At 61.2% G+C, this 13,096-nt stretch carries 11 protein-coding genes; 7 read left to right on the top strand and 4 right to left on the bottom strand.

From position 1 onward, the window contains the following. Both VFO93_RS07445 and VFO93_RS07440 read left to right on the top strand, forming a co-directional pair. The coding region (locus VFO93_RS07445; RefSeq protein ID WP_325133722.1) for a hypothetical protein at nucleotides 1–264 on the top strand (264 nt) is incomplete at its 5' end. Nucleotides 265–364: 100 nt separating this feature from the next. Next, entirely contained in the window at nucleotides 365–1,420 is a 1,056-nt protein-coding gene (locus VFO93_RS07440) for an NAD-dependent epimerase/dehydratase family protein (protein ID WP_325133721.1), read from the top strand. 222 nt (nucleotides 1,421–1,642) lie between these two features. On the opposite strand, the gene VFO93_RS07435 is transcribed toward VFO93_RS07440, so the two are convergent. Both VFO93_RS07435 and VFO93_RS07430 read right to left on the bottom strand, forming a co-directional pair. Continuing rightward, nucleotides 1,643–2,497 carry a hypothetical protein gene (locus tag VFO93_RS07435; RefSeq protein WP_325133720.1) on the bottom strand — a complete coding sequence of 285 codons (855 nt, stop codon included), beginning with the start codon at nucleotides 2,495–2,497 and terminating at the stop codon, nucleotides 1,643–1,645. 64 nt (nucleotides 2,498–2,561) lie between these two features. Further along, nucleotides 2,562–3,197 (bottom strand): murein L,D-transpeptidase catalytic domain-containing protein, encoded by a 636-nt coding sequence (locus VFO93_RS07430; RefSeq protein WP_325133719.1) that lies wholly within the window; start codon nucleotides 3,195–3,197, stop codon nucleotides 2,562–2,564. Nucleotides 3,198–3,401: 204 nt separating this feature from the next. On the opposite strand from VFO93_RS07430, the gene lepA reads away from it, so the two are divergent. Further along, nucleotides 3,402–5,189, top strand: a complete 1,788-nt coding sequence (gene lepA, locus VFO93_RS07425) for a translation elongation factor 4 (protein WP_325133718.1) — start codon at nucleotides 3,402–3,404, stop codon at nucleotides 5,187–5,189. Between the two features lie 70 nt (nucleotides 5,190–5,259). On the opposite strand, the gene VFO93_RS07420 is transcribed toward lepA, so the two are convergent. Continuing rightward, nucleotides 5,260–5,586: a DUF805 domain-containing protein gene (locus VFO93_RS07420; protein ID WP_325133717.1), complete on the bottom strand. Its 327-nt coding sequence runs from the start codon at nucleotides 5,584–5,586 to the stop codon at nucleotides 5,260–5,262. A 135-nt stretch (nucleotides 5,587–5,721) separates the two neighbouring features. On the opposite strand from VFO93_RS07420, the gene VFO93_RS07415 reads away from it, so the two are divergent. Together VFO93_RS07415 and VFO93_RS07410 are read left to right on the top strand one after the other, a co-directional pair. Then, nucleotides 5,722–8,034: a mechanosensitive ion channel domain-containing protein gene (locus VFO93_RS07415; RefSeq protein ID WP_325133716.1), complete on the top strand. Its 2,313-nt coding sequence runs from the start codon at nucleotides 5,722–5,724 to the stop codon at nucleotides 8,032–8,034. A gap of 152 nt (nucleotides 8,035–8,186) precedes the next feature. Continuing rightward, on the top strand, nucleotides 8,187–9,086 hold the full coding sequence (locus VFO93_RS07410; RefSeq protein WP_325133715.1) for a bifunctional 5,10-methylenetetrahydrofolate dehydrogenase/5,10-methenyltetrahydrofolate cyclohydrolase: 900 nt from the start codon (nucleotides 8,187–8,189) through the stop codon (nucleotides 9,084–9,086). 163 nt (nucleotides 9,087–9,249) lie between these two features. Here the strand turns inward: VFO93_RS07410 and VFO93_RS07405 are convergent, their stop codons facing one another. Next, nucleotides 9,250–10,122, bottom strand: coding sequence for an EamA family transporter (locus tag VFO93_RS07405; protein WP_325133714.1), 873 nt, complete (start codon nucleotides 10,120–10,122; stop codon nucleotides 9,250–9,252). A 231-nt stretch (nucleotides 10,123–10,353) separates the two neighbouring features. Here VFO93_RS07405 and VFO93_RS07400 point away from each other — a divergent pair, with 231 nt between their 5' ends. Both VFO93_RS07400 and VFO93_RS07395 read left to right on the top strand, forming a co-directional pair. After that, nucleotides 10,354–10,935, top strand: coding sequence for a 7-carboxy-7-deazaguanine synthase QueE (locus VFO93_RS07400; RefSeq protein ID WP_325133723.1), 582 nt, complete (start codon nucleotides 10,354–10,356; stop codon nucleotides 10,933–10,935). Nucleotides 10,936–11,064: 129 nt separating this feature from the next. Beyond that, on the top strand, nucleotides 11,065–13,026 hold the full coding sequence (locus tag VFO93_RS07395; RefSeq protein ID WP_325133713.1) for an OmpA family protein: 1,962 nt from the start codon (nucleotides 11,065–11,067) through the stop codon (nucleotides 13,024–13,026). Nucleotides 13,027–13,096: the final 70 nt, after the last annotated feature.

Below are 13,096 nucleotides of genomic sequence, written 5' to 3'. Positions count from 1 at the left end.
CTGCTCGGTATCATGGCCAAGGAAAAGCTAACCTTTGTATCGGCCGATACCGAATCGGAAATCTATAAAGTCATAACTGAAAACAAGCTGGGTATTTCTTCTGATTTTGGGAAAATAGACCAGTTGGAGAAGCAGCTAAGCGATTATCTGGCTAATCCGCAAAGTTTTGAGGTATACAAGAAAAACGCGTACCGCTACGTTCAGCAATTTGACCGGCAGCACGTCCTAAGCAATGTGCTCGAACAGATTGCGCAAATTAAATAACCTTCTAATCTTATAAGTAAAGCAGAATAGTACGTGACCGATTCTGCTTTTTCGCATAAGCGAAAGCCCCTTGTTCTGGTCATCATGTTAAATAGTGAGCATGAAAAAAATTCTTGTTACTGGCTCTAGTGGCCTCATTGGCAGTGAAGTTGTTAGAAAATATTGCCAAAGTGGTTGGAAAGTATACGGCATCGACAACAACATGCGGGCCGACTTCTTCGGCCCCAATGGTGACACGCGTTGGAATCAGAAGCGTCTGCTGGCTGATTACAAAAACTTTGAGCACGTCGAGCTAGATATCCGCGACCGTAAAGGCGTCAGCGAAACGATTGCGGCTATCCGCCCCGACGTTATCGCGCACACGGCCGCGCAGCCCAGCCACGACCTGGCCGCGAGCCGTCCTTTCGACGACTTCGATGTTAATGCGGGCGGCACGCTCAACCTGCTGGAAGCTACGCGCCAGCACTGCCCCGAGGCAATCTTCATCCACATGTCTACCAATAAGGTATACGGTGATGCGCCCAATCGCCTCAACCTGAAGGAGCTGGATACGCGCTGGGACTTTGCGGATGCGGATTATTTTGATGGTATCAAGGAAACGTTTAGCATCGACCAGTCGAAGCACTCGCTGTTCGGCGCTTCCAAGGTGGCTGCCGACGTGATGGTGCAGGAATACGGCCGCTATTTTAACATTCCGACCTGCTGCCTGCGCGGCGGCTGCCTCACCGGCCCCAACCACTCGGGCGTTGAGCTGCACGGCTTCCTCAGCTACCTCATCAAGTGCAACCTGGAAGAGCGTAAGTACACCATCTTTGGCTACAAAGGCAAGCAAGTGCGCGATAACATCCACTCGCACGACGTGGTGAGCTTCATGGAAGCCTTCGTGGCAGCTCCCCGCGTAGGCGAGGTGTACAACATCGGGGGTGGCCGCGATAACTCTATCTCCATTCTGGAAGCATTCAGCCTGATTGAAGACATTTCGGGTAAGAAAATGCTCTACGATTACGTCGACCAAAACCGGGCGGGCGACCATATCTGCTACATCTCCGACCTGAGCAAGATGAAGCAGCACTACCCGCAGTGGGATATTACAAAGAACCTGCGCACCACGTTTGAAGAAATTCATCAGTCGTGGCTCGACCGCACGCACGCGTAAGCAAGCCGCTGCTGCCAGGTAGCAATTAGCTGACTAAGCAAAACAGGAAGGCCGGCAAACTAGTGCTAGTTTGCTGGCCTTCTCGTTTCTGTATCTCTAATGCGGGCAAGCGGGGCTCCTTCTGATAAAGCATTCCTGGGAATGCCCGGAAAGCGCAGCCACAGAAAATAAGCAACGCGGGACTACCTATAAACTCAGTCCGTAATCACTGGCAGCACCTGGCTACAGCCGCACGCCCCCGGCCAGCGCCAGCCGCCAGGCTACCAGTGCCAGGCCGGCTAGCACTAGCAGGCCCCCGGCCAGGCGGGTGGGGCTGGGCGTCCATTTTTTCTGGTTGAATGATTCTTGCAGGCAGCCCAGCGCCAGCGGCAGCAGCAATAGTAGCAGGGTGGCGTAGCGCAGCCCCTCATTCAGGCTTAGGTAGGGCCATTTGCTGAGCGCCAGTAGAGCTGAGCCCACCAGCCACGGCCCGAAAATGGTGGCCCGCACCAGCTGCGGCCGACGCTCAAACTGGAGCACGGTATGCGAGTCCTGGGTTAGCAAAAACACGACGGCCCCCACGTAGCCCAGCACCAGCTGCCCCGCTGCCAGCAGCAGCGCCAGCACCATGCTGGGCCAGGTGCCTCCCGCCCCGATTAGCCAGTTGGGCACGTACCACGAGCCCGACTGCGTGATACTGTCGGCCAGTAGCCCGCCCAGCACCGCCCCCAGGGCGTGCAGCACCACCCACAGCAGCAGCAGCTTGGCCAGGCCCCGGCGGTGGCGCTGCCGCTTCCAGTAGAGGCCGAAGGCCAGCGCGCCCACGGCCAGCGCCAGGAGCGGACCGGCGCTGTACACTTGCAGCACTATGGCCTGCGTCCAGCCGCTGTCGCCCAGCTCAAAGCGCACGCCGGCCAGGTTCCAGGTGCCGGGCACGCCCAGGCGGTGCGCCGCCGCCGCTGTGCCCGCCTGGTAAATAAAGGATATAAGCTGATAGGCAATAAGATAGCAGGCTGTAGAATTTAGGAAAACCACGCGAAACTTGCCGCGCACGGCGGCAGTAGAAGAGTGGGCGGCGTCGGTAAAAGTAGGTTGCACAGCGATAGCTAAAGAAGAAAAAGTAAAGCCCGAACGAATGGCCAAACATACGCCTGGCCGGTGCTTAGCGCAGGCACACCAGCACGCGGTGGTGGCCTGCCCGGCGCAGGTGCTGCACTACCTCGGCCAGCCGGGTGGGGGCCAGGGCCGGGCAGCCCCAACTCTGGATGGGGTGCCGCCCGGCCACCACGGGCGCGGCGGGTACGTGCCGCCAACTGTGCAGCACCACGGTGCGGGCGGCCAGGTTAGAAGTGCCTGCGCTGAGGCCGTGCAGGCGGTAGGCCACGCCAAAGCGCCCCGGATACGCCTCGGCGTAGCTCGTCCAGGCCAGGCCGCGCGAGCTGCAATTGGAGTTCACCTCGTTAGAATAGCGCACACGGCCTTGCCGGTCGGTGCGGCCGTTGAGGCAGGGCGCGGCCACCAGCGCCCGGCCGGTGCGCAGGTCGAGCAGAAAAAAGCGGTTTTCGGTGTCGGGGCGCGTCAAATCCACGAAGATGCCGAGCTGGCCGTGGTAGCGGGCCGCTTGGGGCTGCCGGGCGCGGGCCGCCCGCAGCTCGGCCACGTAGCGAGCCAGTGGGGGCGCGGGGTGCTGGGCCAAAGTAGGCGGCGGCGACTGGCAGCCCGCCAGCTTCAGTGCCGCTACTAAGCCCAGCAGCGCCAGCAGGGGACGGGGTAGACAGCTGCATAGGGTCGGTTTCACGGGGCTTGGGTAGCTTTGAAATACTGTATAGATAACGAGTGCTGGCTTGGCGCACGGGCCGCCGGCCGCGCTGTCCGGCACCGCTTGCAGCCAATGGCGGAACGACAGACACGGCGCGTACTGTTCAGTAATCGGCCCGGCCCCAAACATACGGGTAGCCGCTAATTAGCCGTATCTTCGTGCGGCGACAAAACTGCCTCTGCATTGAAGAATATCCGTAATTTCTGCATTATTGCCCACATCGACCACGGCAAAAGCACCCTGGCCGACCGGCTGCTCGAATTCACGAGCACCGTGGCCAAGCGCGACATGCAGGCCCAGCTGCTCGACAACATGGACCTGGAGCGTGAGCGCGGCATCACCATCAAGAGCCACGCCATCCAGATGCAATTTCCCTACAAAGGGGAGCTGTACACGCTCAACCTGATTGACACGCCCGGCCACGTCGACTTTAGCTACGAGGTAAGCCGCAGCATCGCCGCCTGCGAGGGCGCGCTGCTCATCGTAGATGCGTCGCAAGGCATTGAAGCGCAAACGATTTCCAACCTCTATCTCGCCATTGGGGCCGATTTGGAAATCATTCCGGTCCTCAACAAAATCGACCTTCCGCACGCCATGCCGGAGGAAGTGACCGACGAAATCGTGGACCTCATCGGCTGCAAGCCAGAGGATATTATCCACGCCTCGGGCAAGGCCGGCATCGGGATTGAGAATATCCTGAACGCTATTTGCGAGCGCATTCCCGCGCCGCAGGGCGACCCCGAAGCCCCGCTGCAAGCCCTCATTTTCGACTCGGTATTCAACTCGTACCGGGGCATCGAAGTCCTGTTCCGCATCAAAAACGGTACTATGCGCAAGGGCGACAAGCTCCGCTTCATGGCGACCGGCAAGGAGTACGGCGCCGACGAAATCGGCGTGCTCAAGCTCAACCAGGAGCCGCGCACCGAAATGAGCGCCGGCAACGTGGGCTACCTCATCTCGGGCATCAAGGAAGCCCGCGAGGTGAAGGTGGGCGACACCATCACGACCGTGGGCAACCCCACGCCGGAAGCCATCCAGGGTTTTGCCGACGTGAAGCCGATGGTATTCGCCGGCATTTACCCCGTCGATACCACCGAGTACGAAGAGCTGCGCAGCAGCATGGAAAAGCTCCAGCTCAACGACGCCTCGCTGGTGTGGGAGCCCGAAACGTCGGTGGCGCTGGGCTTCGGCTTTCGCTGCGGCTTCTTGGGCATGCTGCACATGGAAATTGTGCAAGAGCGCCTGGAGCGTGAGTTCAACATGACGGTGATTACCACCGTGCCGAGCGTGCAGTTTCACGCTACGGGCTCGAAAGACCAGGAGCTCATTATCAACGCGCCCTCCGAAATGCCGGAGCCGAATCTGATTAAGCACATCGAGGAGCCCTATATCAAGGCGCAGATTATCACGGCCTCGGAGTACGTGGGGCCGATTATCACGCTTTGCATGGAGAAGCGCGGCGTCATCAAAGGGCAGTCGTACCTGACTTCGGAGCGGGTGGAGATGAACTTTGAGCTGCCGCTCTCGGAAATCGTATTCGATTTCTTCGACAAGCTCAAAACCATCAGCCGCGGCTACGCTTCGCTTGATTATGAGCTGATTGGCTACCGCGAGTCGGACATGGTGAAGCTCGACGTGATGCTGAACGGCGAGAAGGTAGATGCCCTGTCGGCCATCGTGCACCGCTCCAAAAGCTACGAGTGGGGCAAGCGCCTCTGCGAAAAGTTGCGCGAACTGCTACCCCGCCAGATGTTCGACATCGCCATCCAGGCGTCTATCGGCCAGAAGATTATTGCCCGCGAAACGGTGAAAGCCCTGCGTAAAAACGTAATTGCCAAGTGCTACGGCGGCGACATTTCGCGTAAGCGCAAGCTGCTCGAAAAGCAGAAAGAAGGTAAAAAGCGGATGCGCTCGGTGGGCTCGGTCGAGATTCCGCAGGAAGCGTTTCTGGCGGTGCTCAAGATTGACTGATAACGAAAAGGCCGGTTCCTGTGAGGAGCCGGCCTTTTTAATGGTGTATCTTGAAGGATAAAAAGTGCTTTTATCCCCGCTTCATCTCGGGTGGGCCGTATGCATTAGCATGATTATCGCCCGCAAAGCACGCCAGCAGCAGGTTGAATCCCGGTATAAGAAAATAGCTGCCGTATTTTCCTATGTCATGCATTCTTCTCATGCCAACGGCGAGGCCAGGGAAGAAGGCGATTGTGGCATAGGTCGCGACAAGAAAGTTGGTGCGCAATCGAGCTTCGATGAATGCTAGGACGAGGGATGCGAGGTAGTTGAAAAGCAAGAAGTTCCAGTACTCGGCCCGGCTAGCCCGACCTTCCACGCTGGCATACTTTTTTAAAACAATAAAATAGTGTTTCATAAATAGAGAAGTAGCTAATCGGAAGGTGCAAAGCCTCCGCCAAGATACTAGGTTCTCTAGCGTTCCTGAATGCGTTTATCTGCTCTAGCTTTCGTTTTTCGTTTAGCAGTACTAGGCTTGTTTATGGGTGGGCTAATGGAAGCCTACGCTGCTCCCGCGCCCCCCAAATCGCCTACCCAGGCCAAAGCCCGCCGCCAGCCGCCGCCCGTGCTGCCCGATTCGCTGGCCCAGCGTGTGGAGCGCGCCTATTTCGTGCTGAGCCGCATCAACGGCACGGCCCGCCGCGCCACCAACACCGAAGACCTGAGCGACGACCTGCCCACGGTAGAGGATAACCTCGACGTTATCCGCGAGAACCTCGACCAGTATGGCAACGTGGTAGACGTGAAGCAATTGCAGATGTACCGCGTGCTGCTGGCCGACATGCAGGCGCAGCTGGGCGAGTGGCGCACTACCCTGGCCGAGGGCGGCAAGCAGCTCGCGGCCATGCAGGCCCGGCTCGATACCCTGGCTACCCAACTGCCGCCCGCCGCCCAGCGCCCGCCCACCACCACGTCCGTGGGCCGCGCCCTGGCCCGCCTCCAAAGCAAGGAAGACCAGGCCACCGCGCTGCTGCGCCGCAGCCGCCAAACCGTGACTGGCCTGCAAACCCGCGTGTCGGACGGCTACATCCAGGTGCTGGAGCTGCAAGACGTGGTGCGCGAGCAGATGGGTCGCTTCAACCACCGCCGCAGCCAGGCCGAGCTGCCGCCGCTGTGGCACCCCAGCCGCATAGTGGCCGACGAGCAAACGAGCGCGCTCGTGCGCCAGTCCTACGCCGCCCAGCGCTCGCTGGTGAGCTACTATTTCGCCGAAAACTGGGACTACTGGGTTTGGATGGCGCTGCTGGCGCTGGCGTTTTTCGGGTGGGTGTTCAACAATTTTCGGGCGCTACGCCGGGCGTCGGCCGAACCCGCGCCCGCAGCCGGACCGCTCCGGCTGCCCGAGCACCGGCTGTACTACCTGCGGCCCGTGCCGGTGGCCTCGGCGCTGCTGGTGGTGTTCAGCCTGGCCCCGTTTTTCGATTTGAATGCGCCGGCCGCTTACACGGCCTTGCTGCAACTGCTGCTGCTGGCCGCGGTGTCGGTGCTGGGCTGGCGCAGCTGGCCCCGGCCGCTGTTCTGGTACTGGCTGGGCATCGTGGGGGCGTTTTTCGCGCTCACCTTTGCCTACACCACGCGGGCGCCGGGGCTGGGCGCGCGCTGGGCCGAGGTGCTGCTCAATGGGGCGGCGGCCGGGCTGGGCTGGCAATTCTGGCGCTTTTTGCGGCAGCGCAAGCTGCTGGCAGGCTTCGTGCGGCCGGTGGCGCTGCTGTTCGTGGGCTTGCAGGTGCTGGCCGTGCTGGCCAACGCCAATGGCCGCGTGAGTTTGGCCAAGATGTTCAGTACCACGGCTATTTTCGGGCTCACGCAGGGCGTGGCGCTGTCGGCCTTCGTGCGGGTATGCACCGAGGCGTTTTTTCTGCAAGTGCAGCGCAGCCGGGTGGCCGGCGGGGCCAGCGCCCGGTTTAGCTTCGGCAAAATGGAGAGCGGCCTGCGCAAGGCGCTCACGGTGGTAGTGGGCGTGCTCTGGCTGATGCTGTTTACTAACAACCTCAACCTCTACAACCTGCTGTACCGCACCAGCGAGCACGTGCTCACGGCCCCGCACAGCCTGGGCAGCACCACGTTTACGCTCGGCAATATTTTGCTGTTTGTAGGTATCGTGCTGGCTACCATCCAGCTGCAAAAATACGTGGGCTACTTCTTCGGCGAAACCGACGACGATTTCAACGCCGACACCGACCGCAAGGGCTCCTGGATGGTGGCCATCCGGCTGGGCATCCTGGCGGTGGGGCTGCTGCTGGCCACGCTGGCCTCGGGCCTGCCGGTCGATAAAATTGCCATCGTGCTGGGCGCGCTTGGCGTGGGTATCGGCCTGGGCTTGCAGAATATCATCAACAACCTCGTGTCGGGCGTGATTCTGATTTTTGAGCGACCGTTTCAGGTTGGCGACTACATCGAGGTCAACGGCAAGGCGGGCCGGGTAAAAGACATCGGCATTCGGGCCAGCAAGCTTATTTCGCAGTCGGGCTCGGAAGTAATTTTGCCCAACGGCGACCTGCTCTCGGGCCACGTCATCAACTGGACGCTGAGTAATAACCACATTCGCAGCGAGTTGGCGATTAACCTTGGCCCCGATGCCGACCTCGACCAGGCCCGCCAGCTCATCAGCGCCGAAATTCTGAACCACCCCAACACGCTGCATAAAGTGGCCCCCGAAATCTTGCTCAGCAACGTCAACCCGCAGGGCTACGACCTGAAAGTGCAGTTCTGGATAAACAACATCCGCCAGGAGCAGGTGCTGAAAAGCGAGCTGCTGGCCAGTATCTACCAGCAGCTTACGCAGGCTGGCATTGCTATGCGGTAGGTAGGGTAGTATGCCAAATAACGTCCGTCATGCTGAGCGCAGCGAAGCATCTCGCGTGGAGCAGTAATCAATAACGCAAGCAAATGGCAGCACATAAGATACTTTGCTGCGTTCAGCATGGCCAAATAAATTAAAAATTCCATTTTCAAAACATGCCCGAAAACACCAATCACCTCATCGACGGCAAGCAAACCGCCGAAGACATCAAAGTTGAAATTGCCGCCGAAGTAGCCCGCCTCAAAGAAGCCGGCCAGAAAGTGCCGCACCTCGCCGCCATCCTCGTGGGCCACGACGGCGGCTCCGAAACCTACGTGCGCAACAAGGTGCTGGCCTGCGAGCGCGTGGGCTTTGCCAGCACGCTGCTGCGCTTCGAAGATGATATTACGGAGGCCGAACTGCTAACCCAGGTGCAGCAATTGAACGAGGACGCCGACATCGACGGCTTCATCGTGCAGCTGCCGCTACCCAAGCACATCGACGCCGACAAGGTTATCGAAGCCATTCGCCCCGAGAAGGACGTGGACGGTTTTCACCCCATCAACCTGGGCCGCATGGTGGCCGGCCTGCCCGCGCTGCTGCCCGCTACGCCCTCGGGTATCGTGGAGCTGATGGCCCGCGCCGGCATCAAAACCAGCGGCCAGCACGCCGTGGTTATCGGCCGCTCCAACATCGTGGGCACGCCGGTGAGCATCTTGCTGGCCAAGAACTTAGAAACGGCCAACTGCACGGTGACACTCTGCCACTCGCGCACTAAAAACCTGCCCGAAATCGTGCGCCAGGCCGATATTATCGTGGCCGCCATCGGCCGCCCCGAGTTTGTGACCGCCGACATGGTGAAGCCCGGCGCGGTAGTTATCGACGTGGGCACTACCCGCGTAACGGACGCCAACAAGAAATCAGGCTTTAGCCTGAAAGGCGACGTGAACTTTGCCGAAGTAGCGCCGCTGGCCTCGCGCATCACGCCCGTGCCGGGCGGCGTAGGCCCGATGACCATTGCCATGCTGCTGCTGAATACGCTGCGCGCGGCTAAAGGCGAGGTGTACCCGAAGTAGTATTTGCTGGGCGCGAACCTCACCTCCTAGCCCCCTCTCCAAAAAAGAGGGGGAACTAGTTTTTAGTTTTAGCCATCATTTCTAGAAGCTAGAACTAGAGCTAGTTCCCCCTCTTTTTTGGAGAGGGGGCTAGGGGGTGAGGTGCCACGCCAGGCGAGCCCGCCTACTCGCCGCCCACGGCGGCGGCCGGGCGGCGGGCCGTGAAGGTAGAGCCCGCACTCGCGGCCCCGATGCAGCCCACCGCCAGCCACTGCGTGAGCGTGAGCTGCTCGCCGAGCAGCCCCCAGCCCGAGAGGGCCGCCGCCACGGGCTCCAGGCTCATGAGGATGCTGAAGGTGCGGGCGGGTAGCTTGCGCAAGGCCTGCATTTCCAGGGTGAAAGGTAAGATGCTGGAAAACAGTGCCAGTAGACTTGCCAGCAGCAGCAAGTGCGGCGTGAGCAGCTGCAAGCTGCCACTGGCAATGCCGAAGGGCAGCACCGGCAGCGCGGCCACCGCCATGCCGATGGCTACCGCCTGCGTGCCCGGCAGCACGGCGGCCGTGCGCTGGCCCAGCACGATGTACACTGCCCAGCAGCCCCCGGCCGCCAGCGCGAAGCCCATGCCGAGCATATCGGGCCCCTGCCCGCCCCAGGGCGCGAGCAGGGCAATGCCCAGGCCCGCTAGCAGCGCCCAGGCTACCTCGTACCAGCGCCGGGCCCCGGCCAGCGCTAAGCTCAACGGCCCTACAAACTCCAGCGTGACGGCCAGCCCCAGCGGAATGCGGGCCAGCGCGCAATAAAAAAAGAAATTCATAAGCCCCAGCGCCAGGCCGTAGGGCACTACCGCCCGCCACTGCGCGGGCTGCAACTGGCTGAAGCGGGGCCGCATCACGGCCAGCAGCACCAAGGCCGAAATGCCGATGCGCAGGGTAGTAGTACCCGCCGGCCCCAGCACTGGAAACAACCCTTTGGCCAGGGCCGCCCCGCCCTGCACGCTCAAAATGGCAAACAAAACCGACGGCACCGCCGGCAACGAAAAACGCGAATCAGACTTCATTTAAACTAACCCCGAACCCCGCAGCCGCACAGTTCGGAACTGCAAAGGTCCGTCATAAGCGCGTAGTCGCCCGCATTATGTCGTAAATTTGGGTTGCCGGAACCCCCGGTTGCGCCTCGGGCGTTGACGTAAGTCACGCCCGTTTTTTAGTTGAGTATGTCAGGAGTTACCGATTTATTAAGTCAATTGCCCATCCTCGGGGCCAGCGAGAACGTGGCCGTGTTGCCCGTGATGGAGCAGTTTTACACCATTCAGGGTGAAGGATTTAACACGGGGCGGGCGGCCTACTTCATCCGCCTCGGCGGCTGCGACGTGGGCTGCGTGTGGTGCGACGTGAAAGAATCGTGGGACGCCGACGCGCACCCGCGCCAGGCCGTGGCCGACCTAGTGGCGGCGGCCAGCGAATATCCTGGCCGTAATGTCGTCATCACGGGCGGCGAGCCGCTGATGCACAACTGCCTGCCGCTGACCAAAGCATTGCAGGAAGCCGGCTTCAAAACCTGGATTGAAACCAGCGGCGCGCACCCGCTCAGCGGCAACTGGGACTGGATATGCGTGTCGCCCAAGAAGTTCAAGGCTCCGCTGCCCGAGGTGCTGGCTCACGCCGACGAGCTGAAAATCATTGTCTTTAACGAGAGCGACTTCAAATGGGCCGAGGAGCACGCGGCCTTGGTGCCCGCCACCACGCGCCTCTACCTCCAGCCCGAATGGAGCCGAGCCGCCCGCATGACGCCCGCCCTCATCGACTACGTGAAGGCTAACCCGCGCTGGCAGGTGTCGCTGCAAACGCATAAATACCTCGACATTCCGTAGGCTGGGGCAGGCGCGGGCCGCATCTTTGTGATTCGCCGGTGAAGTTTCGGTGGAACGGCCCGGCATTTGGGGTCGTTACCCAAACAGGCCCCGTGGCCCACCGCGTTTTGCGCTCGCTTTTCCCACCTTATGTTGCCTAAACTTCTGCTCCCGGCCGGCCTGCTGCTGGCCCTGGCTTCCGCGCCCGCCGCGGCCCAAGCGCCGGTGCCCGCCAGCATCACCGATAACAAGGCCCGCAGCCTCTACGAAAAAGCGCAGCAGCTCTACCGCCGCGACCGCCAGCCCCAGCAAGCCCTGCTGGTGTGGAACCAGCTTACCGATAAATTCCCCGACTACGGCGAGCCCTACCTGCGCAAAGCCTCGCTGCTGCTGACCCTCGGCGACCAGCCCAAGGCCCTCGAAGCCTACAAAACCGGCCTCAGCAAGTTGCCCGTCGAGGCTAGTCACGCTACCGACTACCTGGTGCTGGGCCAGCTCGCAAGCCGGGTAGGCGACTACGCCACCGTGCGCCAGGCTTATACCAACTACCTCAGCCTCAACCCAACCGATAAAAAGCAGGTCGCTAACGCCAAGCTGCAACTGCAAAATTGCGACTTCGCGGCCGAGGCCATGGCGCACCCCACGGGCGCGGCCCCCACGCGCCTGCCCGCGCCCCTCAATCAGTACCGGGCGCAGTATTTTCCGGTGCTCACGGCCAATAACCGCTCGCTGGTATTCACGCTGCGGCGCAATGCCGAGCAGCCGGGCCGCGAAAACGAGGATTTGCTCATCAGCTCGGTCGATAGCACCGGTAAATTTGGCGCGCCCAAGTCGATTTCGCAGGAAATAAACTCCAAGGAAAACGAAGGCGCGGCCACCATTTCGGGCGATGGTAAGACGCTGGTTTTCACGGCCTGCGACCGCCAGGGCGGCGTGGGCAACTGCGACCTGTACCTTTCGCACCTGCGCGGCAGCAAGTGGTCGCCGCCGCGCAACCTCGGCATCCTGGTTAATTCCAAGCAGTGGGACGGCCAGCCCTCGCTGTCGGCCGATGGGCGCACGCTCTACTTTTCCTCCAACCGGGGCGGTGGGCTGGGCGGCTACGACCTCTACGTGACCAACATCGGCCCCGATGGCACCTGGACCGCCCCGCGCAACCTCGGCGCGCCCGTGAATACGCCGTTTGACGAGGAAGCGCCCTTCATCCACGCCAGCGGCACTACGCTCTACTTCGCCAGCAACGGCCTGCCGGGGCTGGGTAGCTCCGATATTTTTCGGACTGAGCTGAGTGACAAAGGCGAGTGGAGCGCCCCGCGCAACCTGGGCTACCCCATGAATACGTTTGCCCGCGAAGCTTCGCTGTTCATCAGCTCCGACAACCGCCGCGCCTACTACACCCGCACCGAGCCGCCGCAGCCCGGCGATGCGCCCGGCCTGCCCGCGCCCATCATGCTTTACGGCAGCGAGGTGCCGGCCAGCGCCCGCGCCCGCGAAACCAGCACCTATGCCCAGGGCCGCGTGTTCGACGCCCTTACTAAAAAGCCCATCGAGGCGATGGTGCAGCTGTTCGACCTCACTACCAATGTCTTGACGCAGCAAGTATATTCCGATATCGAAACCGGCGAGTACACCGCCGTGCTCAACGAGGGCCGCGCCTACGCCATGTACGCCGCCGCCCCTGGCTACCTGCTCAAAAGCCTCAATTTCGATTATTCCGGCAAGCAAAACTTCGACCCGCTGACGCTGGACATCTACCTCGACCCCGCCAAAAGCGGCCGGAGCGCGGTGCTGAACAACCTGTTTTTCGACTCCAACCAAGCTGTGCTCAAGCCCCGCTCGCGTACCGAGCTCGACCGCCTCGTGGAGTTTTTGCGCCAGGATGCCAGCCTGCGCGTGGAGGTAGCCGGCCACACCGACAACGTGGGCACGCCCGCCGCCAACCTTAGCCTCTCGCAGCGCCGCGCCCAGGCCGTTTTCGACTACCTCACCAAGCACGGCGTGCCCGCCACCCGCCTGCGCGCCAAAGGCTACGGCGAAACCAAGCCCCTGGCCGCCAACGACACCGAAGCCCACCGCGCCCAAAACCGCCGCATCGAGCTGCGGATTTTGTAGACCGTGCTTAAAGCAAGGCTTTAAGGAGGTGAAAATATCGTAGGATTCTCCTAACAAAATGTAGTGCCCG

Source organism: Hymenobacter sp., from assembly GCF_035709525.1.
Lineage (GTDB): Bacteria > Bacteroidota > Bacteroidia > Cytophagales > Hymenobacteraceae > Hymenobacter.
The sequence above is the reverse complement of the archived record's forward strand: the minus strand, read 5'-3'. Positions and strand labels throughout refer to the sequence as shown.

Excerpts from the sequence above, each read along its gene's own strand:
- VFO93_RS07440 (WP_325133721.1), top strand. The coding sequence starts at position 365 with ATGAAAAAAATTCTTGTTACTGGCTCTAGTGGCCTCATTGGCAGTGAA.
- VFO93_RS07420 (WP_325133717.1), bottom strand. The coding sequence starts at position 5,586 with ATGAAACACTATTTTATTGTTTTAAAAAAGTATGCCAGCGTGGAAGGT.
- VFO93_RS07415 (WP_325133716.1), top strand. The coding sequence starts at position 5,722 with ATGGAAGCCTACGCTGCTCCCGCGCCCCCCAAATCGCCTACCCAGGCC.
- VFO93_RS07410 (WP_325133715.1), top strand. The coding sequence starts at position 8,187 with ATGCCCGAAAACACCAATCACCTCATCGACGGCAAGCAAACCGCCGAA.
- VFO93_RS07405 (WP_325133714.1), bottom strand. The coding sequence starts at position 10,122 with ATGAAGTCTGATTCGCGTTTTTCGTTGCCGGCGGTGCCGTCGGTTTTG.
- VFO93_RS07400 (WP_325133723.1), top strand. The coding sequence starts at position 10,354 with ATGGAGCAGTTTTACACCATTCAGGGTGAAGGATTTAACACGGGGCGG.
- VFO93_RS07395 (WP_325133713.1), top strand. The coding sequence starts at position 11,065 with ATGTTGCCTAAACTTCTGCTCCCGGCCGGCCTGCTGCTGGCCCTGGCT.